Annotated in this window: 18 protein-coding genes, 1 tRNA gene and 1 pseudogene; 14 read left to right on the forward strand and 6 right to left on the reverse strand. The window is 71.1% G+C overall.

Going from position 1 to position 21,065, the window contains the following annotated elements; all coding sequences use genetic code 11:
• Positions 1–1,484: pseudogene (locus tag ACF08N_RS28785) on the reverse strand (hypothetical protein); the annotation flags it as partial.
• Positions 1,485–1,491: 7 nt separating this feature from the next.
• Positions 1,492–2,514, reverse strand: coding sequence for an SMI1/KNR4 family protein (locus tag ACF08N_RS28790; protein ID WP_392327624.1), 1,023 nt, complete (start codon positions 2,512–2,514; stop codon positions 1,492–1,494).
• 219 nt (positions 2,515–2,733) lie between these two features.
• On the opposite strand from ACF08N_RS28790, the gene ACF08N_RS28795 reads away from it, so the two are divergent.
• Together ACF08N_RS28795 and ACF08N_RS28800 are read left to right on the forward strand one after the other, a co-directional pair.
• Positions 2,734–3,240, forward strand: coding sequence for a YwqJ-related putative deaminase (locus ACF08N_RS28795; protein ID WP_392327625.1), 507 nt, complete (start codon positions 2,734–2,736; stop codon positions 3,238–3,240).
• Between the two features lie 11 nt (positions 3,241–3,251).
• The gene (locus ACF08N_RS28800) at positions 3,252–3,779 is read left to right on the forward strand and encodes an SUKH-3 domain-containing protein (protein WP_392327626.1); all 528 of its coding nucleotides are present in this window, start codon (positions 3,252–3,254) and stop codon (positions 3,777–3,779) included.
• A gap of 29 nt (positions 3,780–3,808) precedes the next feature.
• Here ACF08N_RS28800 and ACF08N_RS28805 read toward each other — a convergent pair whose 3' ends face one another.
• Positions 3,809–5,128, reverse strand: coding sequence for a sensor histidine kinase (locus ACF08N_RS28805; RefSeq protein ID WP_392327627.1), 1,320 nt, complete (start codon positions 5,126–5,128; stop codon positions 3,809–3,811).
• Positions 5,129–5,361: 233 nt separating this feature from the next.
• On the opposite strand from ACF08N_RS28805, the gene ACF08N_RS28810 reads away from it, so the two are divergent.
• The 7 genes from ACF08N_RS28810 (at position 5,362) to ACF08N_RS28840 (ending at position 11,065) form a co-directional block, all read left to right on the forward strand.
• A tRNA-Gln gene (locus ACF08N_RS28810) sits at positions 5,362–5,433 on the forward strand.
• A gap of 109 nt (positions 5,434–5,542) precedes the next feature.
• Entirely contained in the window at positions 5,543–6,991 is a 1,449-nt protein-coding gene (gene glmU / locus ACF08N_RS28815) for a bifunctional UDP-N-acetylglucosamine diphosphorylase/glucosamine-1-phosphate N-acetyltransferase GlmU (RefSeq protein WP_392327628.1), read from the forward strand.
• A 109-nt stretch (positions 6,992–7,100) separates the two neighbouring features.
• Positions 7,101–8,078: a ribose-phosphate diphosphokinase gene (locus tag ACF08N_RS28820; protein ID WP_392327629.1), complete on the forward strand. Its 978-nt coding sequence runs from the start codon at positions 7,101–7,103 to the stop codon at positions 8,076–8,078.
• A gap of 263 nt (positions 8,079–8,341) precedes the next feature.
• Positions 8,342–8,938 carry a 50S ribosomal protein L25/general stress protein Ctc gene (locus ACF08N_RS28825; RefSeq protein WP_392327630.1) on the forward strand — a complete coding sequence of 199 codons (597 nt, stop codon included), beginning with the start codon at positions 8,342–8,344 and terminating at the stop codon, positions 8,936–8,938.
• A 133-nt stretch (positions 8,939–9,071) separates the two neighbouring features.
• Positions 9,072–9,665, forward strand: a complete 594-nt coding sequence (gene pth, locus ACF08N_RS28830; RefSeq protein ID WP_392327631.1) for an aminoacyl-tRNA hydrolase — start codon at positions 9,072–9,074, stop codon at positions 9,663–9,665.
• Between the two features lie 67 nt (positions 9,666–9,732).
• Positions 9,733–10,203 (forward strand): hypothetical protein, encoded by a 471-nt coding sequence (locus tag ACF08N_RS28835; RefSeq protein WP_392327632.1) that lies wholly within the window; start codon positions 9,733–9,735, stop codon positions 10,201–10,203.
• A 178-nt stretch (positions 10,204–10,381) separates the two neighbouring features.
• The gene (locus ACF08N_RS28840) at positions 10,382–11,065 is read left to right on the forward strand and encodes an LPXTG cell wall anchor domain-containing protein (RefSeq protein WP_392327633.1); all 684 of its coding nucleotides are present in this window, start codon (positions 10,382–10,384) and stop codon (positions 11,063–11,065) included.
• A 59-nt stretch (positions 11,066–11,124) separates the two neighbouring features.
• Here ACF08N_RS28840 and ppc read toward each other — a convergent pair whose 3' ends face one another.
• Entirely contained in the window at positions 11,125–13,863 is a 2,739-nt protein-coding gene (ppc, locus tag ACF08N_RS28845) for a phosphoenolpyruvate carboxylase (protein ID WP_392327634.1), read from the reverse strand.
• 231 nt (positions 13,864–14,094) lie between these two features.
• Between ppc and ACF08N_RS28850 the strand changes: the two genes are divergently transcribed.
• The 3 genes from ACF08N_RS28850 (at position 14,095) to ACF08N_RS28860 (ending at position 17,690) form a co-directional block, all read left to right on the forward strand.
• The gene (locus ACF08N_RS28850) at positions 14,095–15,090 is read left to right on the forward strand and encodes an acyl-CoA desaturase (protein WP_392327635.1); all 996 of its coding nucleotides are present in this window, start codon (positions 14,095–14,097) and stop codon (positions 15,088–15,090) included.
• Complete coding sequence (locus ACF08N_RS28855; protein WP_392327636.1) at positions 15,087–15,776, forward strand: TetR/AcrR family transcriptional regulator; 690 nt, start codon at positions 15,087–15,089, stop codon at positions 15,774–15,776. Before ACF08N_RS28850 ends, ACF08N_RS28855 begins: the two co-directional genes overlap by 4 nt.
• Before the next feature lie 186 nt (positions 15,777–15,962).
• Entirely contained in the window at positions 15,963–17,690 is a 1,728-nt protein-coding gene (locus tag ACF08N_RS28860) for an FG-GAP repeat domain-containing protein (RefSeq protein WP_392327637.1), read from the forward strand.
• Positions 17,691–17,795: 105 nt separating this feature from the next.
• On the opposite strand, the gene ACF08N_RS28865 is transcribed toward ACF08N_RS28860, so the two are convergent.
• The gene (locus ACF08N_RS28865) at positions 17,796–18,617 is read right to left on the reverse strand and encodes a trans-aconitate 2-methyltransferase (RefSeq protein ID WP_392327638.1); all 822 of its coding nucleotides are present in this window, start codon (positions 18,615–18,617) and stop codon (positions 17,796–17,798) included.
• 130 nt (positions 18,618–18,747) lie between these two features.
• Here ACF08N_RS28865 and ACF08N_RS28870 point away from each other — a divergent pair, with 130 nt between their 5' ends.
• Positions 18,748–19,245 carry a MarR family winged helix-turn-helix transcriptional regulator gene (locus ACF08N_RS28870; RefSeq protein ID WP_392327639.1) on the forward strand — a complete coding sequence of 166 codons (498 nt, stop codon included), beginning with the start codon at positions 18,748–18,750 and terminating at the stop codon, positions 19,243–19,245.
• Here the strand turns inward: ACF08N_RS28870 and ACF08N_RS28875 are convergent.
• Positions 19,204–19,962, reverse strand: a complete 759-nt coding sequence (locus ACF08N_RS28875; RefSeq protein WP_392327640.1) for a LuxR C-terminal-related transcriptional regulator — start codon at positions 19,960–19,962, stop codon at positions 19,204–19,206. The genes ACF08N_RS28870 and ACF08N_RS28875 overlap by 42 nt on opposite strands.
• A 414-nt stretch (positions 19,963–20,376) precedes the next feature.
• Here ACF08N_RS28875 and ACF08N_RS28880 point away from each other — a divergent pair, with 414 nt between their 5' ends.
• Positions 20,377–21,063, forward strand: a complete 687-nt coding sequence (locus tag ACF08N_RS28880; protein ID WP_392327641.1) for a 2OG-Fe dioxygenase family protein — start codon at positions 20,377–20,379, stop codon at positions 21,061–21,063.
• The last annotated feature ends 2 nt before the right edge of the window (positions 21,064–21,065 follow it).

The following is a 21,065-nucleotide window of genomic DNA, read 5'->3' on the forward strand; positions in this document are numbered from 1 at the left end:
CTCGGATCCGCCAGCATCGTCGCCGCATGATGCACCCCGCCACCAGGAGGCGGCGTCGCACCAGGAGGCGCCGGCGGCCCGGGAGGCGGCGGCGTGGAGCCCGGAGGACGCGGCGCACCAGGAGGACCCGGAGGCTGCGGAGCACCCGGACCCATCTGACTCGGATCCGCCAGCATCGTCGCCGCATGATGCACCCCGCCACCAGGAGGCGGCGTCGCACCAGGAGGCGCCGGCGGCCCGGGAGGCGGCGGCGTCGAACCGGCCGGCGCGGGGGGCTGGGGCCCCTCCGGGCCGAGCTGCGAGACGAGCTGCGTCGGCAGATAGCCGCCCGCGGGCGCGCCGGGAGTCCCCGGGCCCGTCGGCGGCGGCGTGGCACCCGGCCGTGCGCCGGGCGTGCCAGGGGCACCGGGCGGCGGCGGAGGCGTCGCGCCCCCTGCCGCGCCGGCGCGCGCGCCGCGCGGCGGCAGGACCGCCTTGCTCGTCGCCGCGTCCGCGATGTCGGCCGCGCTCGCACCCTGTGGTCCGGCGGGCGGCGGCGTCGCGGAGGAAGCCGGGGGCAAGGGGGATGCCGGGGACGCGGGGGACGAGGCGGCGGGCGGCTGCGCGCCCGGCCCGTTCTGGGGGTCGAGCGCCGGGGCGATCGCCGTACGCGGCAGCTGACTCCCGCCCGACATGAGCGCCGTCGGTGCGTCGGCGCCGACGGGCGGCGGGGTGGCGGCGTCGTCCACCGACACCGGCGGCGCGAACACCGTCGCGGGCAGCGGCACGGACGCGTCGTCGCCGCCGTCCGCGCTCGTGTCCGTCCAGCCGGTGCCCGCGGCGGGACGGGCGGGCACACCGTCGGACGCCGTCGGCTCGTGGTCGGCGCCGCCCGCGCTCGGCCACGCCGGGCCGTCGTCGCGCCGGGCATCCGCGTCGTCCGCGGCCGCACCCGCGTCGGGCCACGGCGTGGCGGCCGAACCCGGCGAAGTCCCCGTCGGCTGCGAGGAGTTGCCACCGATCGAACCGGATGCGTCAGCAGATGACGCATCCGCACCCGCGGCCGACGGCGACGCGTCGCCGCCCGCACCCCCGTCCGCCTCGGACGCCGCCGCCCGACGGTCCGGGATGCCCAGCTTGTCCGCCGCCTCCTGAAGCCACTCCGGCGGGCTCAGCAGGAACGACGTCTGGTTCAGATCGATACGCTGCGGCGGCTCCGCCGCCGACGGGGCCGCCGCGGCCGCCTGCGCCCCGTACTCCTCCTCGTACCGGCGGATCACCTCGCCCACCGGCAGTCCCGGCCACAGCGTCGCCTCACCGCTGTCCCGGGCGATCACCAGCCGCTGCTCCCCGCCGTCCGAGCGCACGCCGCCCGCGCGGTCCTCCGCCCACACCACGAAGCCCAGCTCGAACTCCCGCACCCGCACCTCACGGTGCTGGTACGCGGGCACATCGCCGTTCACCCACTCCTCGGCGCGCTCCTGCGCCTGCGCAAACGTCACCATCGGACCGTCACCCCTCGCCCGGAACCGGAACGGCCCGCGCGAAGCCGCCGTCCACCATCAGATTCGCCACGGTCTCCAACTCCGGCGGATTGCCCGCGAGCCGCCGCAGGAACGCGTCGAAATCCTCGCCGCACGGCAGCAGCAGGCGCTCCACCCGCTCCTGCACATTCCAGCCGGCCGCGTCGCTGACGTCCCGCGCGTCGTCGTACGCGCAGAACCACACCGACCCGACGTCCGCGCCCCTCACCTTCACCGCCAGGATCCCGCCCTGCACGAAGGCCACCCCCAGGTAGTCCTTCGTCAGATGGTCCCGCAGACACTTGTTGACGTACACCAGGTCGTTCACGGCGGCCTCGTCGCGCACCGTGAAGAACGGCTGGTCGACCAGCAGCCCCAGCTCGGCGTCGAGCGCCGCGCCCACCGGCGCGCAGCCGCCCGCCGCCTTGAGGAAGGAGCGGTACGGCCCCGGCAGCCGGTAGCCCAGGTCCTCCTCCACCCCCTGCAACTGCTGCTCGGTCACCGAGACCGCGCCCTTCGGCAGACCGAAATGCGCGGGCCGCGTCTCCTGGAGCGGGCGCGTGCCCCGCTTGCCCTGGTCCACCGGAGCCGTCGCCAGACCGCCGTGATGCCGCAGCAGCGCCTTCACCTCGACCGGCACCAGCTCGAGCCGGCGCGTCCCCGGCACGTGGTGCCAGGTCCAGCCGTGCGGCGTCGCCACCGCCGGGACCGTGTCCCACAGGGCGTGGCCGTCCGCGTGCAGCGCCGCGTTCGCCGACACGAAGTCGGTGAGCCGCAGCTCGTCCACACCGAAGCCCTCCGGCGGCTCGGCGATCTCCGCGGCCGCGCGCGCGTACGGCGAGAAGTCCGGGAATCCGTTGTCGTCGACGCGCACCCCGCGCGGATGACGCGCGGCCCGGACCGGGTCCGGGAAGTGCACGACCTGCCCGGCGTAGGCCGCATTCGGTGGCGCGGTACGCGCGCCGGCCCCGGGGCCCATTGCTGCCCCCAGGCCCTGCCGACCTGTCGTCATGGCGATTTGCCCCCTGTGGCGTCTGGCTGGTTCAGCACAGCCTATGCGGTACGGCAAGAGCGGCGGCCGATGCTCCTCTTCCGTAACGAACAGTCACTTTCGAGTGACCCAGAGCCCATAGGCGACACGTTTAAGCGACCCAGCTTCCACACCACCCGCCCCATTTGGCAGGCTGTTCCCTCGCCACTCGGGGGAGTGCACGGGAGGGACCGAAGCGCCATGCACACAGCGCAACCACGCACGAACGGTGATCCACGCCTCAGTTGGAGCAGCGACGACACCGTACGGCCACCCGGCCTCCGCCACCGCCGCGACGGCATCCTGCCCGCCGTCGCCGCCGCACTCTCCGTCCGCGGCGAGACCCTGACCTGCACCGCGGGCAAGGCCGACCAGCCGCCCACACTCCATCCACTCGTACAGGACTTCCTCGACACCCTCACCAGCGGCCAGCGCGAGCGCTTCACCGGCCGGTGCCCCGAGGCCATCCTGCTCTCCCGACAGCTCGCCTCCGCCGAGAGCCAGCGCTCCAAGCGCGCCCAGCGCAAGCCCCTCACCCACAGCGAGGCCCGCCGCGCCCTCAAGCACGCCAAACTCACGGCACGGCGCATCCGCGAGGACGGCGACCCGCTCCACGGCAGCTACGCGCCGCCCTGCCGGTCGTGCACCGCGATGCTGGACCACTTCGGCGTACGTCCCGTCGACCCGACCGCACCCGAGAACGGCTGACACCCACACCGATGCCCGACCACCTGAGCACGACCCGATTCCCCGTCGCCGTCGACGCCGCGCTGCGCGAGGCCGGCTGGCAGCCCGGCCGGTGGGACATCAAGCAGGCCGAGCACTGGGCCGACAGCCTGCGCGCCCACGTCTCCCCCGCAGGTCACCGCCACAGTGTCTTCCCCGCCGTCGTCGAGGCATGGGCCGAATTCGGCGGGCTCACCGTCACCGCTCCCGGGCCCGGCCGGCAGCATGCCCCGGCACCGGTGCACTTCGACCCGCTCGCGGGCCTCCACCTCGCCCGCACCCTGTCCGACCTGGGCCGCGCCCTGGACACCGAGATCTCGCCGCTGGGGCGGGAAGGGGACCACCAGGCGGTGCTCGCGATGGACGCCGAGGGCCGTGTCTACAGCATCGACCACACCGGCGACTGGTACCTCGGACCGGACATCGACCAGGCACTGACCACACTGGTCACCGGCATCCAGCCCGCCCGCCTGACCCTGGACCAGCACCTGCCCGACGGATCAGAGCCGGACACCCCGTAGCGCCCGCGGGTGTCCCCGTGACGCGACGCTCACGCCGCCTCGGCGTGGTGCGGCAGCACCGCCGAGACGCGAAAGCCCCCCACGTCGGTCGGACCGGACACGAACACCCCGCCCAGCGCCGTCACCCGCTCCCGCATACCCACCAGCCCGTTCCCCCCGCTCGGCAGACCCGGCACCGACGCGGCACCCGCCGCGTCCGGAGCGCCGTTCTCCACCTGCATCGCGACCTCGGCATCACGGTGCGCGAGCCGCACCCTCACCTTCGCGCCCGCGGCATGCTTGTGCACATTGGTCAGGGCCTCCTGCACCACGCGGTACGCGGTCTGCTCCACCTCCGGCGCATAGTCCCGGGCCTCCCCCTGCACCGCGAACTCCACCACCATGCCCGCCTGCCGGGACTGGCCCACCAGCACCTCGATGTCCGCCAGACACGGACCGTCCCCGGCTGCCGCGGCCGCGGCAGCCGCCGCGGCCACCCCCACCGCCGCCAGCGGCACCGGCTTCTGCGCACCCGCGCGCTGCACATCCTCACCCGCGCGCAGCACCCCGAGCATCTCCCGCAGCTCGGTCAGCGCCTGCCGGCCCATGTCGCCCACCAGCGCGGCGTTCCGCACCGCCTTCTGCGGATCCTTGAGCGCCACCGCCTGCAACGCCGCCGCGTGCACCACCATCAGGCTCACGCGGTGGGCCACCACGTCGTGCATCTCCCGCGCGATCCGCGTCCGCTCCTCCTGACGCGCCCACTGCGCCCGCTGCTCCGCACGGTCCGCCAGCAGCGACAGTTCCTGTTCCAGGGAGTCGGCCCGCTCCCGCAGGCTCTCCATCAGCCGCCGCCGCGCCCCTATGTAGAGGCCGAAGAGCACGGGCGGAGCCGTCAGCCCTAGCGACATGAAGCCGGCCATCAACGGCACGTACCACGCACCGAAGTCCCCGCCCTGCACGTCCTGGCGCACCCGCACGAACGTCACGATGAACGTCGCCACCAGCGACATCCCCGCCAGCGTCGCCGTGATCCGGCGCGGCACCTCGGAGGCCGCCAGCGTGTAGAGGCCGACCACGGCCATCAGATAGCCCATCTCGGCGGGCGTCGTCGCCACCGACACCAGCACCACGGCGATGGGCCACCGCCGCCTGAGCACCAGCACCGATCCGACGGCCAGGCCGAACAGCACCCCGAAGGGCACCGGCAGCGCGGCCTGCTCCGCGAACGCAACGCCTTGCAGCGCGCACTCCACGGCGGACACGCCCGCCAGCCCCACGTCGAGCACGGCACTGCGCCGCCGCCCCCACCACAGCCACGCCCGGGCGGTCGAACCCGTGGCGTCCTGCTCTGCCCCCGTTGCGGTCATGACTCCCAGACTACGGGCGGCCGCGAGTCATTTTCCCGGGAGTGCGGACGCCCGGAACGCGCGCGCTTTCCATGACCGTTCGCAAGAACCTCGACGAGACCTGCCGCGGCTGCCTCGTCCTCTGCATCACCAAGAGTGCCGGTCTGTACCGTCGCACGGAGGGCGCCTGTTACGGCATAGTGTTGGGTGCCCAAGAGGCACCGCAATCGAATGTCCGATTCAGGTGCCTTTTATCCCCTGTGGTGTAATTGGCAGCACTGAGGCTTTTGGTGCCTTATGTCCGGGTTCGAGTCCTGGCGGGGGAGCCCTTGTACGCGGGTCCTGACCTCCCTGGTCAGGACCCGCGCTCGTTTCTCCCCCGAAACCCCCCGGTATCCTTCGGATGTCCACCACCCGAAGCCGAAGGGCATATCCGTGAGCGCCAATCGCCCGGCAGCCGTCGTCGTTCTCGCAGCGGGTGAGGGCACCCGCATGAAGTCGAAGACCCCCAAGGTCCTGCACGAAATCGCCGGGCGTTCGCTCGTCGGACACGTCGTCTGTGCCGCGCGGGAGCTTCAGCCCGAGCAGCTCGTCGTGGTCGTCGGCCACGCGCGCGAGCAGGTCGAGGCCCATCTCGTGGAGCACTACGCGGGCACCCGTACCGCCTTCCAGGCGGAGCAGAACGGCACCGGCCACGCCGTGCGCATGGGCCTCGAGGAGCTCGGCGGAGAGCTGCGCGGGACCGTGATCGTCGTCTGCGGTGACACCCCGCTGCTGTCCGGGGACACACTGACCGCCCTGGCCGCCACGCATGCCGCCGACGGCAACGCGGTGACCGTGCTGACGGCCGAGGTGCCGGACTCCACCGGCTACGGACGCATCGTGCGCGACGACGCCACGGGCGCCGTGACGGCGATCGTCGAGCACAAGGACGCGACCGACGAGCAGCGGGCGATCCGCGAGATCAACTCCGGTGTGTTCGCGTTCGACGGGGTCCTGCTGGCCGATGCGCTGAAGAAGGTGCGTACGGACAACAGCCAGGGCGAGGAGTACCTCACCGACGTGCTCGGGATCCTGCGTGAGGCCGGGCACCGGGTCGGCGCGTCCGTCGCGGCCGATCACCGGGAGATCCTGGGCATCAACAACCGTGTGCAGCTCGCCGAGGCGCGCCGGCTGCTCAACGAGCGGCTGCTGGAGCGGGCCATGCTGGCCGGTGTCACGGTCGTGGACCCGGCGTCCGTGCTGCTGGACGTGACGGTGACTTTCGGCCAGGACGTCGTCGTGCATCCCGGTACGCAGCTGCTGGGCGCCACGCATCTCGCGGAGGACGCCGAGGTGGGCCCGAATGCACGACTGAGGGACACCACGGTGGGCCGGGGTGCCCGGGTGGACAACACGGTGGCGGACGGCGCGGAGATCGGCGAGGCGGCGACGGTCGGCCCGTTCGCGTACCTGCGTCCGGGGACGAAGCTGGGCGCCAAGGGCAAGATCGGCACGTACGTCGAGACGAAGAACGCCGTGATCGGCGAGGGGACGAAGGTGCCGCACCTGTCCTACGTCGGTGACGCGACGATCGGCGAGTACTCGAACATCGGCGCCGCGAGCGTCTTCGTGAACTACGACGGCGAGAAGAAGCACCACACCACGATCGGGTCCCACTGCCGCACGGGCTCGGACAACATGTTTGTGGCTCCTGTCACGGTCGGGGACGGCGCGTACACGGCCGCGGGCTCGGTGATCACCAAGGACGTGCCGCCGGGTTCGCTGGCCGTCGCCCGTGGCCAGCAGCGGAATATCGAGGGCTGGGTGGCTCGTAAGCGCCCGGGCAGCGCTGCCGCGCAGGCCGCTACGGCGGCAACGGAGGGCGTCGCCGAGGAGAACTGACCGGAAACGAGTGCGCCGAACTCGGCGTACCGTGATACGTGCACACAAATTCGGCTGGCTCGCGCCCAGGATCTTCGCGGCCAGAGAACACGTCTGAGGAGACAGTGCTGTGACCGGGATCAAGACGACCGGCGAGAAGAAGCTGATGCTCTTCTCCGGCCGCGCCCACCCCGAGCTGGCCGAGGAGGTTGCACACCAGCTCGGTGTCGGCCTCGTCCCGACGAAGGCTTTCGACTTCGCCAACGGCGAGATCTACGTCCGCTTCCAGGAGTCGGCGCGTGGCGCGGACTGCTTCCTGATGCAGAGCCACACGGCTCCCATCAACAAGTGGATCATGGAGCAGTTGATCATGATCGATGCTCTGAAGCGGGCCTCGGCCCGGAGCATCACCGTGATCATCCCGTCGTACGGCTACGCGCGCCAGGACAAGAAGCACCGCGGCCGTGAGCCGATCTCGGCCCGTCTGGTCGCCGACATGCTCAAGTGCGCGGGTGCGGACCGCATTCTCACGGTCGACCTGCACACCGACCAGATCCAGGGCTTCTTCGACGGCCCGGTGGACCACCTGTCGGCGCTGCCGGTCCTCGCGGACTACGTGGGCGCGAAGGTCGACCGGAACAAGCTGACGATCGTGTCCCCGGACGCGGGCCGGGTGCGTGTCGCGGACCGCTGGTGCGACCGTCTGGACGCGCCGCTGGCGATCGTGCACAAGCGCCGTGACAAGGACGTCGCGAACCAGGTGACGGTCCACGAGGTCGTCGGTGAGGTCGAGGGCCGGGTGTGTGTCCTGGTCGACGACATGATCGACACGGGCGGCACGATCTGCGCGGCGGCCGAGGCGCTGTTCGCGAACGGTGCCGAGGACGTGATCGTGACGGCGACGCACGGCATCCTGTCGGGCCCGGCCGCCGACCGGCTGAAGAACTCGAAGGTGAGCGAGTTCGTGCTGACGAACACGCTGCCGACGCCGGGTGAGCTGGAGCTGGACAAGATCACGGTGCTGTCGATGGCGCCGACGATCGCGCGCGCCGTGCGTGAGGTCTTCGAGGACGGTTCGGTGACGAGCCTGTTCGAGGAAGACAAGTAGGCAGCAGCAGAGGCGAGCAGGGCCGTCCCGCGATGCGCGGGGCGGCCCTCGCGCGTTTCGGCGGGCGTGCGGGGGTCGGCCCCCACGCGTTCCGGCAGGTGATCCATTTGGGTGCCGGGCGGCTGCCGCGTAGACTGCCGTAGTTGCTCGGCGAGGGAGGCCGCACCTGTGGTGCGGCGGTCCGTTATCGACGCGCTCTTCGTAGCAGGCCAGTCGTGGCCGGGTGACCGCCACCATTCCGCTTCTGTCTACGAGGAGTGCACATGTCCGAGGTCAAGATCGCCGCTGAGCTCCGTTCCGAGTTCGGCAAGGGCGCCGCCCGTCGTGTCCGCCGTGACAACAAGGTCCCGGGTGTTCTGTACGGTCACGGCACCGACCCGGTCCACATCACCCTGCCGGGCCACGAGCTGCTGCTCGCCCTGCGTACCCCGAACGTCCTGCTTGCCCTCGACATCGACGGCAAGAACGAGCTCGCCATTCCGAAGGCCGTGCAGCGCGACCCGCTGAAGGGCTTCCTGGAGCACGTCGACCTGCTGCTCGTGAAGCGCGGCGAGAAGGTCAACGTCGAGATCCCGGTCCACACCGAGGGCGAGCTGGCCCCGGGCGGCTACCTGCTCGAGCACGTGCTGAACGCTCTGCCGGTCGAGGCCGAGGCCACGCACATCCCCGAGTCCGTCTCGGTCTCCGTCGAGGGCCTGGAGGCCGGCGCGTCCGTCCTCGCGAAGGACATCACCCTGCCCAACGGTGTCAAGCTGGCCGTCGAGGAGGACGCTGTCGTCCTGCAGGTCCTGGCCGCGCAGGCGGAGGAGCCGACCGGCGAGGTCGCCGAGGGCGAGGGCGAAGAGGCCGCCGAGGCCTGAGCCGCAGGGGGTGTCCGGCCCTGATCCGCCGGACACGCCCTAGGCTCTGCTTGAGGCTTTTCACGGGGTGGCGGGCTGCGGCCTGCCACCCCGTTCTTCCTGTTCGGGCCGGTGACGAGGAGACGCAGCGCAGATGTCCGACGTGAACGCACCCTGGCTGATCGTGGGCCTCGGCAATCCGGGGCCCGGTTATGCCGCGAACCGGCACAACGTGGGCTTCATGGTCGCCGATCTGCTGGCCGGGCGGATCGGTGGATCGTTCAAGCGTGCGCAGAAGGCGCAGGCGCAGGTACTGGAGGGCCGTATCGGCGCTCCGGGTCCGTCGAACCGGCGGGTGATCGTGGCGAAGCCGATGTCGTACATGAACCTGTCGGGTGGCCCGGTGACGGCGCTGCGGGACTTCTACAAGGTGCCGACCGGGAACATCGTGGCGGTCCATGACGAGCTGGACATCGACTACGGGACGCTGCGGCTGAAGCTGGGCGGCGGGGACAACGGCCACAACGGCCTGAAGTCGATGACGAAGGCGATGGGTCCGGACTACCACCGGGTGCGGTTCGGGATCGGCCGCCCGCCGGGCCGGATGCAGGTCGCGGACTTCGTGCTGAAGGACTTCTCGTCGGCGGAGCGCAAGGAGCTGGACTACTTCGTGGACCGCGCGGCGGACGCGGTGGAGTGTCTGGTGATCGACGGGCTGGAGCGGGCGCAGGGGACGTACAACACCTGAGACCTGGGTCTCCTCGGGCCGGTCCGAGGTTGACCCGGCGCTGCCCTATGGCCAAGGATCGCGGGCCATGAAGCGGAACTCCTCCGGCCGGATACTGACCCACGCCCGCAAGGCGTCCATGGCGCTCGTCGCCCTGCTCCTGCTGGTCGCCGGCTTCTGGTCGTCCTGGGGCAATGCGCAGCACATCCTGCTCTCCAAAGGCCGCGAGCACGGCACGCTCACGGTCGCGCGCTGCGACGACACGGTGTGCACGGGGCCGTACGTGCCGAAGGACCCGGCGCCGGAGCGCGAGCGGGTGACGATCGAGCGGTCGGTCGCGGTGAAGAAGGGTGTGACGCTCGCCGTCGTGCTGAAGCCGGGTACGCGCGAGGCGGTGCGCACGGGTCCGGCGGGCGGGCTGCACGCCTGGCTGCCGCTGGGCGGCGCGCTGCTGCTGGCGGCGCTGGTGATCGGCGGCGGGTTGCGGCTGACGCGCGTGGCGTGGGTGTCCGCGTCTGCGGGCGGGGCCCTGCTGGTGGCGTCGTTCCTGGCGCTGTAGGTCCGTCAGGAGCCGTTGCGGAACGGCGGGTTCACCTGATCGTTATCAGGGCCTTCGGGGACGAATCCGTACGCGTGGTGCGGATGCGGAGCAAGAGACCTTGACTGGCGCGTGGGTTCACAGGACGCTGAGCCGCCCCCCACGGCGTCTTCATCCCTCTCTCACGATGGACACCCATATGCGCATCCTTCGTTCCACCAGCGCTCTGGTGGCTGCCGCGGCGGTCTCGCTGTCGGCCGCACCCGCCGCGTTCGCCACGAACGGCGACAACGGCACGGTGAAGATCCACGACTCCGCGACCGGCGAGGAACTCCGCAAGAACGAGCCGAAGGTCTGCGAGTTCTACCTCGACGCCTTCGGTTTCGACGCCGGTCAGCAGGTCGAGTGGCACATTGAGGCCTGGGCGAACAACGACCTCGCCAAGGGCGAGACCGTGAAGTCCGGTTCGCTCACGCTCGACGCCGACGGCCACGAGCGCACCCTGGACATGACCCTGCCCGACGGGCAGTACAAGCTGTTCTGGAACTTCGACGGCGAGAACGGCAAGGCCAAGCAGAAGGTCTTCAAGTCCGACTGCGAGGACGAGAAGCCGGGCGAGGACAAGCCCGGTGAGGACAAGCCGGGCGAGGACAAGCCCGGTGACGACAAGCCGGGCGAGGAGAAGCCGGGCGAGGGTGAGCCGTCGAGCACGCCCAGCACCTCGGCCCCCGCGGCTCCCGCGCCGAGCGCCGACGGCACGTCCGGCGACCTCGCGGAGACCGGCAACGGCGCACCCATCGGCATCCTCGCGGGCGTCGCTGCCGCGCTGGTCGCCGGTGGCGGCTACCTGGTGGCGCGCCGCCGTACGGCCCGTCAGCACTGACACCTGACATGACGATGCCCCCGCCTATCCAGGCGGGGGCATCCTCGTGTCGTCGCGCGTCAGCCGGTGTTGCGCAGGCCGGCCGCGACGCCGTTGACCGTCAGCAGCAGGGCGCGGGCCAGCAGCGGGTCCGGCTCCTCGCCGCGCGCCGCCGCGTCGCGCTGCCGCTTGAGGAGCGCGACCTGAAGGTAGGAGATCGGGTCCAGGTACGCGTCCCGGATCGCGAACGTCTGCCGCAGGACCGGGTTGGATCCGACCAGTTCGTCGCTGCCGGTCACCTTCAGCACCTCGCTGACGGTCAGGGCGTGCTCGGCCTCGATGACGTCGAAGACGTGCTTGAGGTGGTCGGGCACGAGCGTGTCGACGTAGTGGCGGGCGATACGCAGGTCGGTCTTGGCGAGCGTCATCTCGACGTTGGCGACGAAGTTGCGGAAGAAGTGCCACTGCTCGTACATCTCGTCGAGCACGGTGGCACCTTCTTGCCGCAGGCCCTCGCGCAGCGCCCTGAGGCCGGAGCCCACGCCGAACCAGCCGGGCACGATCTGCCGCGACTGCGTCCAGCCGAAGACCCACGGAATGGCGCGCAGTCCGTCGAGACCGGCCCCGGAGTCCGGGCGGCGCGAGGGGCGCGAGCCGAGGTGCAGGTCGGCCAGCTGGTCGACGGGCGTGGCGGCGAAGAAGTACGCGGGCAGGTCCGGGTCCTCGACCAGCCTGCGGTACGCGGCATGGGCGGCATCCGAGACGGTGTCCATGGCCGCGTCCCACCGGGCGAGGGCCTCGTCGGACTGGCGGGGGGCGGTGTGCAGGGCGGACGCCTGGAGCGTCGCGGCGACCGTCAGCTCCAGGTTCTCCCTCGCCAGGGAGGGGATCAGGTACTTGTCGGAGATGACCTCGCCCTGCTCGGTCACCTTGATCTCGCCCTCCAGCGTGCCCCAGGGCTGCGCCAGGATCGCGTCGTGCGAGGGGCCGCCGCCGCGGCCGACGGTGCCGCCGCGGCCGTGGAAGAGCCGCAGTCGGACGCCGTGGCGGTGCGCGACGTCGCGCAGCCTGCGCTGCGCGCGGTGGATCTCCCACTGGCTGGTGGTGATGCCGCCGAACTTCGAGGAGTCCGAGTAGCCGAGCATGACCTCCTGGACGTCGCCGCGCAGCGAGACGAGGCGCCGGTAGGAGGGGTCGGCGAGCATGCCTTCGAGGATGACGTCGGCGGCCTTGAGCTCGTCGGTGGTCTCCAGCAGCGGCACGATGCCGATCTTGGCCCAGCCGGCGTGCAGGTCGACGAGTCCGGCCTCGCGGGCGAGGACGGCCGCGGCGAAGACGTCGTCGGCGCCCTGGCACATCGAGATGATGTAGGACTCGATGACCTCGGGCCCGAAGCGTTCGAAGGCTTCCTTGACGGTGTGGAAGACGCCGAGGGTCTTCTGGCCGGCGGCGTCCAGCGGCGCGGGCGTGGGCGCGAGCGGGCGGCGGGAGCGGAGCTCCTTGGCGAGCAGCTTCTGCCGGTAGTCGCGGGGCATGTCGGCGTAGCGCCAGGACTCCTCGCCGAGCCGGTCGAAGAGCTGCCCGAGGGCGTGGTGGTGGGCGTCGGCGTGCTCGCGTACGTCCATGGTCGCGAGCTGGAGACCGAACGCGGACAGGGTGCGGATGACCCGGTCCATGCGGCCGTCGGCGAACAGGCCGCCGCGGTGCTCGCGCAGTGAGGTCTGGACGAGGGTGAGGTCGTTGATCAGCTCGGCGGTGCCGAGGTAGTCGCGGCCCTCCTCGTGCGGGGTGCCCTTGGCCAGGCGCTCGCGGGTGTTGATGAGCTTCTGGCGGATGCAGGTGGCCTTGAGCCGGTAGGGCTCCTCGGCGTTCAGCCGCTTGTAGCGGGGGCTGATCTCGGGCAGCCGCTCCAGGTCGGCCCGCAGGGAGTCGAGCAGCTCCTCGGTGGCGCCGGCGTAGCGGATGGAGTTGGACAGCAGTCCGCGCAGGTGGTCAATGACCTCGATGGCGTCCGTGATGCCGTGCTCGTGCTGGAGGATCAGGACGTCCCAGGTCACGGCGGGGGTGACATTGGGGTTGCCGTCGCGGTCGCCGCCGATCCAGGTACCGAAGGTGAGCGGGCGGGTGCCGGGCGGCAGCTCGACGCCGACGCGCTCCAGCTCGGCGGCGAGGTCCTCCAGGACGTCGCCGACGGCGTTCGCGTGCAGCTCGTCGAGGTAGTAGATCGCGTTGCGGGCCTCGTCGGTCGGCTCGGGGCGCACGACCCGCAGCTCGTCGGTCTGCCAGATCAGGTCGATGGACTCGGCCAGGCGCAGGTCGTGGCGGCGCAGGTCGGAGGCGATGACCGGGGTCTCCAGCAGCTCGGCGACGCGGCGGAGCTTGTTGAGGACCGAGCGGCGTGCGGCCTCCGTCGGGTGGGCCGTGAAGACGGGCCTGACGTTGAGGTTCCTGACCGTGGCGCGTACGTGCTCGGGGTCGCCGTCCTTGAGCATGTCGGCCGTGCGGGCGAGCATGCCGCCCTCCGCTGCGCGCTTCTCGCGCAGCTCCTTGCCGCGGTGCACCTGCTCGGTGACGTTGGCCAGGTGGAAGTACGTGGAGAAGGCGCGGACCAGCTTGGCCGCGGTCTCCAGGTCGGTGTCGCCCAGCAGCGCGGCGGCTGCCTCACCGTCGGTACGCGTCAGGGCACGGACCCGCTCGACGAGCTCCAGGAGCTCGGGGCCCTCCTGGCGGACGAGGGTCTCGCCCAGAAGATCGCCCAGTCGGCGGATGTCGGCGCGAAGCTCGGCGCTGGCGGTGGAAGTCTGGTCGGCACTGCTCACAGGTGCGGCTCCTTGCAGTGTTTGAGCACGTCTGGAGGGGTACTGGAGGCTTGCGGACCGCGCTGTCCGACGAGACCCAGGATAGGTGTCCATTTCCCTGACGTTGTCCGCAGGTCTCTTGCCCCGTCGTCGGGCACTGCCATACTTACGTCGCCGTAGGTTACGGAACCGTAGCCAGGACCGTGACAGCGGCAGCCTCACGTCCCCTCTCCCCACCCCCAGGGAACCCTCATGACCACAAGCCCCGATCTGCTGAACGGCACCGAACAGCCGCCGCCCGCCGACGCACCGTCCGCCACGCTCGGCGGGGACAGCAAGCGGTCGATCGAGCAGATCGCCCTGCTGCTGTTCATCACGGTCCCCTTCCTCGCCCTGCTCGCGGCCGTGCCGCTGGCCTGGGGCTGGGGCGTGAGCTGGCTCGATCTCGGCCTGCTGGTGGCCATGTACTACATCGGCTGCCACGGGATCACGATCGGCTTCCACCGGTACTTCACGCACGGCTCCTTCAAGGCGAAGCGTCCCCTGCGGATCGCGCTGGCGATCATGGGATCGCTGGCGGTCGAGGGGCCGCTGGTGCGCTGGGTGGCCGACCACCGCAAGCACCACAAGTTCTCCGACGCCGAGGGCGACCCGCATTCGCCGTGGCGGTTCGGCGAGACGGTCCCGGCGCTGATGAAGGGCCTGTGGTGGGCCCACATCGGATGGATGTTCGACGAGGAGCAGACCCCTCAGCACAAGTACGCCCCCGACCTGATCAAGGACCCGGCGCTGCGCCGCATCTCGCGGGACTTCATCTGGTGGACGGTGCTGTCGCTGGCGATCCCGCCGCTGGTGGGCGGTCTGGTGACGATGTCGTGGTGGGGCGCGTTCACCGCGTTCTTCTGGGGCTCGCTGGTCCGGGTCGCGCTGCTGCACCACGTCACGTGGTCGATCAACTCGATCTGCCACGCGGTGGGCAAGCGCCCGTTCAAGTCGCGCGACCGCTCGGGCAACGTGTGGTGGCTGGCGGTCCTGTCGTGCGGTGAGTCGTGGCACAACCTGCACCACGCGGACCCGACGAGCGCGCGGCACGGCGTGCTGCGGGGTCAGCTGGACTCCAGCGCCCGGCTGATCCGCTGGTTCGAGCTGGCGGGCTGGGCGTACGACGTGCGCTGGCCGCAGCAGTCCCGTATCGACGCCCGTCGCGTGGACGCCCGCGGCAAGAGTGACACCGCCGAAGCGGCATGATGGACGGCGTGGCGAGTGACGGCAGTACGAACAGTACGGAGAAGACCCGGTCGCCCGGCGGCAGGCGGGCCCGCCGGGTGCGGATGACCGGCGCGGAGCGCCGGGAGCAGTTGCTCGACATCGGGCGCACCCTCTTCGCCGAGAGGGGCTTCGAGGGCACGTCGGTCGAGGAGATCGCGGCGAAGGCGGGCGTGTCCAAGCCGGTGGTGTACGAGCACTTCGGGGGCAAGGAGGGCCTGTACGCGGTCGTGGTCGACCGTGAGATGCGCCAGCTGCTGGACATGGTGACGGGCGCGCTGACGGCGGGCCATCCCCGGGAGCTGCTGGAGCAGGCGGCGTTCGCGCTGCTGGACTACATCGAGACGTACACGGACGGCTTCCGCATCCTGGTGCGGGATTCGCCGGTGGCGCAGTCGACGGGTACGTTCGCGTCCCTGATCAGCGACATCGCCACGCAGGTCGAGGACATCCTGGGCATGGAGTTCAAGAACCGGGGCTTCGACCCGAAGCTCGCCCCGCTGTACGCGCAGGCGCTGGTGGGCATGGTGGCGCTGACCGGCCAGTGGTGGGTGGACGCCCGCCGCCCGAAGAAGGCGGAGGTCGCGGCGCACCTGGTGAACCTGGCGTGGCACGGCCTGGACGGCCTGGAACAGAAGCCGCGCCTGATCGGCCACCGCAAGAACTGACCCGGCGCTCCGCCGCGGGCGCCGCCGGGCCGGGACGGGAACAGCGGCGAAATCGATCGGGTTCCCGTACATCCCTTGATCCCCCTCGGCCGTCTATCTCACTGCCTCGTCTCGCCGACCAGGCAGTGAGATCGACTTTCCCCGGAGGGGACTTTGACTTCAGTGGATTCCGGCCGCCCTGCCGTCGTGCGTCGCGCAGGCGCGCGGCGTGTCGCGGCCTGCGCCGCGCTGGCCGTCTCGGCGGGCATGCTGTTCGCCGTTCCGGCGCAGGCGGACGACGCTCCGGCGGCGCGCACGCCGGTGGAGCGCACCGCGCCGACCGTCGAGAGCATGCCGAAGTCGCCGATCATGCAGTCCGGCGCGGCGAAGGCTCCGTCGGGTGCCTCGGCCGCCGCTGCCGGCACCGAGGCGCCGGCCCTGCCGCGCAGCGACATCGACCGCGACGGCTTCAGCGATCTTCTGGAGCGCTCCGTCGACGGCCAGTACTGGGTGACGCCGACGGGCAGCGCGGAGAGCTACATCTACGTGTTCGGCACGAGCGAGGAGACGTTCAAGGACGCGTTCTCGATCGCGGGCATGGACGCGGCCGAGCCCACCCGTCCCACGCTCTTCACGCTGTCCACCGACGGCCGCCTCTCGTCCTACCGCAGCTATGACACCTACGCCGACCTGCAGTGGTCCGGCACGGGCTGGCAGGAGTTCAACAAGGTCTTCTCGCCCGGCGACCTGACCGGCGACGGCGTCGGTGACGTCCTCGCGCGCAACCCCGCGGGTGAGCTGTTCCTGTTCCCGGCCCAGCCGGGTGCGGCGGAGCCGTTCGCGCCGCGCATCCGGGTCGGCTCGGGGTGGGGCCAGTTCGATCAGCTCGTGGGCGTCAACGACGCCAATGGCGACGCGGTCGCGGACCTGTTCGCGCGCAACCCCGCCGGTGAGCTGTTCTTCTACGCCGGCACCAAGGCCGAGCAGCCCTTCAAGCCGCGGGTCAAGATCGGTGACGGCTGGGCCCAGTACAACCAGCTGTTCAGCGTGGACGACATGAACGGCGACGGCTTCGGCGACCTCGTGGCCCGCACCGTGTCCGGCACGCTCTACCGGTACCTGTCCACGGGCGCGGGCACCTTCACGCCGAGGACGCAGCTCAGCACCGGCTGGAACCACGTCTCGCAGTTCTCCGGCGCGGGCAACAACCCGCACTGGGGGAAGAACGAGGTCGTCGGCGTCAACAAGTCCGGTGTCATGTACGCGTACTACGGCATGAACAACGGCCGGCTCAGCCCCCGTGAAGAGGGCGGCTCGGGCTGGGGCGGCGCCAAGCTCACGCTCACGTCCTCGTTCAACGACGACGGCTACGGCGACCTGCTCGAGGTCATGGACGGCACGCTGTACAACTACGACGACTACGTCGGCGACGGCGAGATCGGCAGCGGCTGGGGCATCTACAACACCCTGTTCGGCCCCGGCGACCTGTCCGGCGACGGCAGGGCCGACCTGCTGGCCCGCGACGGCGCCGGTGCCCTGTACCTGTACCGGGGCAACGGCGACGGGTCGGCGTTCGCCGCCCGCCAGAAGATCGGCACCGGCTGGGGCCAGTTCAACGTGCTCGTCGGCGCCGGTGACATCGACGGCGACGGCCGCGCGGACATCGTCGCGCGCGGCACGGACGGCAGCCTCTACCTGTACGCGGGTACGGGCGTGTACACGGCGCCGTTCAAGGCGCGGAAGCTGATCGGCACCGGCTGGAACCAGTTCAACAAGTTCGTGGCGCCCGGCGACCTGACCGCCGACGGCCGCGCGGACCTGCTGGTCCGCAACGCGGACGGCGTGCTGTACCGCTACGACGCCAACGGCAGGGGCGGCTTCCACCCGCGGGTGCAGGTCGGCACGGGCTGGAACACCTACAGCACCCTGCACTGATCCGATCCCCGCTGCCCCCGGGCAGCACGGCGCCCCGCCCCGGTTCTCCCGCGGCGGGGCGCCCTCGTACGCGGCCCCGGCCTCAGCCGAGGACGGCGGCGAGCGTCACGCGAGCTTCCTGGCGACGGCGAAGATGCGGCGGAACGGGAACACGGTGCCGTGCGGCCCCGGCGGGTACGCCTTGCGCAGCAGGTCCCGGTACTGGCCCAGGAACTCACGCTCGGCCTCCGGGTCGTCGGCGAGTTCGGTCAGGACGGGACGCAGCGCGGTGCCCTTCACCCAGTCGAGCACCGGGTCCTCGCCGCCGAGCAGCTGGAGGTAGGTGGTCTCCCAGGTGTCCGTGTCGCAGCCCAGGTCGGCGAGGCGCAGCAGGTACTCGGCGGGCTCCAGGATGTGGACGTAGCGGCGTCCGTGGTCGCCGAGACGGTCGCGCCACTGCGGGGACTCGCACAGCTCGCCGAGCAGGGCGTGGCTGGGCGAGGTGAAGTTTCCGGGCACCTGGAACGCGAGGGTGCCGCCGGGTGCGAGCCCGTCGATCCAGACGGCGAAGGACTCGGGGTGGTTGGGCACCCACTGCAGCGCCGCGTTCGAGACGATCAGGTCGTAGGGCTCGTCGGGGGTCCAGTGCGCGGCGTCGGCGGGACGGAAGTCCAGCCAGCCGCCGCCGGGCGTGGTGCCGGCGTGGTCCTTCTCCGCCCGGGCGAGCATCTCGCGGGAGAGGTCGAAGCCGGTGATGTGGGCGTCGGGCCAGCGGTCGGCGAGGAGCGCGGTGACGTTGCCGGGGCCGCAGCCGATGTCGGCGATCCGGGCCGGACGGCTGCCGGAGGGCAGCTGGGGTATGCGCGCGAGCATGTCCAGGAAGGGGCGGGTGCGGTGTCCGGCATGGCGCAGATACTGGTGTGGGTCCCAGGTAGGTACGGAATGCATGTTCGAGTCCCCCTTGCAGGAACGGACAGCCGAAACGGAACGGTTCCGGCCCGACCATGCCCAATAGTCAAGCAGACTATATCTTGACGTCAAGAGACTTCATGTCGACAGACCAACTACACTGATCGACATGGAGGACGAGGTCGATCGACTGGTCGCAGCATGGCGCCGAGAGCGCCCTGACCTCGACGTGGAACCGCTCGAGGTGCTCAGCCGCGTCTCACGGCTCGCCCGCCACCTCGACCGTGCCCGCCGGCTCGCGTTCGCCGAGCACCAGCTGGAGCCGTGGGAGTTCGACGTACTCACCTCGCTCCGCCGGGCCGGCGCGCCGTACCAGCTCTCCCCCGGCCAGCTGCTCACCCAGACCCTGGTCACCTCCGGCACGATGACCAACCGCATCGACCGGCTCGCCAAGAAGAACCTGGTCGAGCGGCTGCCCGACCCCAGCGACCGGCGCGGCGTCCTGGTGCGCCTCACCCCCGAGGGCCGTGACCGCGCCGACCAGGCACTGGCCGGGCTGCTCGCCCAGGAGCGGGCGATCCTGTCGCAGCTGTCCCACGCCCAGCGCGCCGAGCTGGCCGCACTGCTACGCCAGTTGACCGCCCCGTTCGACAACATCCCCACCTAGTTCGGCCGGGCCGACGCCCGCTCTGCGCGCCAGGGCGACCGCCGCGAGTGTGGAGTGCACGCCGAGCTTCCCCAGCACGTTCTGCATATGCGTCCGGACGGTGTGCGGGGACAGGAAGAGGCGCTCGGCGACGGCTTTGCGCCCCAGGCCCGCGACCATGCAGCGCAGTACCTCCTGTTCGCGCGGGGTCAGCGACTCGACCAGCTGCTCGCTCTCGGTGCGGTGCTTGCGGGCCGCGGTCAGCTCGCGCAGGACCCCGGTGAGCAGTGCGGGCGACACATGCGTCTCGTCCCGCAGCACCCCGCGGATCACGGCCAGCAGCCGTTGCAGCGAGCAGTCCTTGGCGACCCAGCCCGACGCCCCCGCCTGGAGCGCAAGCGCCGCGCGGGCGGCGTCGTCCTTCTCGGCGAGGACCACGGACCGTACCGCGATCTGATGCGAACGGACGCCGGCGACCAGCGAGATCCCGTCCACGAGCCCGTCGTCGGTGCCCGCGACCGCGCGCGGCGCGGGCACCGGGGCGATCCCCAGATCCGCGTCGACGAGCATGACGTCGAAGCGCCGCCCGTCGGACGCGGCCCTTTCCAGGCAGCGCAGCGCGGCGGGCCCGCTGCCCGCCGCGGCGACCTCGACGTCGGGCTCGGCGGCGAGAGCCGCGGCGAGCGACTCGGCGAAGATTCGGTGGTCGTCCACGACCAGGACCCGGATACGAACCACAAGCACCCCCAGTGCCGGAGGACGGATCGGCGCGGATACGACGCCCGGAGAGGGAGGTTCAGGACATCGCCCGGCCGCCGCCGTGCTCTGACTGATACCCCGACCCGGGCGCCGTACCCAACGGTCTCGCCCCCTGATCGACACCGGCCCCCACCGGTGTTGAGCATCAGAGTACGGACGGGTGGCCGCGACGGAAGGCGATTTGCAGAACTGATCGCCCGGCCGCCGACACTGCGGACGCCTCCGCCCTATACCCGAACCCGCGTTCTGTCCATGGGACATCATGTCGAGTTCTTCCATTGTTATGACCCAATCATGATCTTGTTTTCGCGGAGTTCTCCTTCCTAGTCTTCCCAAGATCGTTCCGCGGCCCGGCCCTCATGGCCAATTGGGCTTCATACGCAGGGAGTTCGCATGACTCTGAACGAGCAGGGCTTCGCCATCATCGATACGCCTCCGCTGGACGGCCACACCCTGGCCGAGTTCGAGAAACTGCCCCTCGACCCGTACACGGGCTCCACCCAGCGGTACCGCCGCTTCTCCCAGTTCCGCCTCGTCCACGACGGCGAGTGGAAACTGGAGCTCCTGCCGCACCGCCACTTCGCCCAACCGCGCCAGTACAACGACCTCGTCGGCGGCCAGATGCGGACGCTGGAGCCGCTGACCGTGGATCCCACACCGCTCATCGCGGCCGGGGCCGAGGCGCTGGACCTCGACAAGGACACCGACTGGCAGCTCAACGTCCACCAGTGCCGCGTCGTCTCCACCCCCGACGTCGAGGGCGTGGCCGCCCCCGAGGGCCCGCACCGGGACGGCCACCGCTACGGCATCGTCGCCGTCACCCGCCGCCACAACATCTCGGGCGGCGAGACCCAGCTCATGCAGCTCGGCGGGGGCGAGCCGTTCTTCCGGACCACCCTTCAGGACGGGCAGGCCATCGCCTTCGACGATCGCGCGATGTTCCACCACGTCACCGACATCGAGCACCTCACCGACGAGGGCGGCCACCGCGACGTGTGGCTGGTGGCGGTCAACTCCTGGGAGGAGCGGCGCTACGGCGAGGAGTACGAGGCCGAGGTCCGCGCGAGCAACGAGGCGTGATC

Origin of the sequence: Streptomyces sp. NPDC015127, from assembly GCF_043080095.1 — a bacterium.
In the GTDB taxonomy this organism is placed as follows: domain Bacteria; phylum Actinomycetota; class Actinomycetes; order Streptomycetales; family Streptomycetaceae; genus Streptomyces.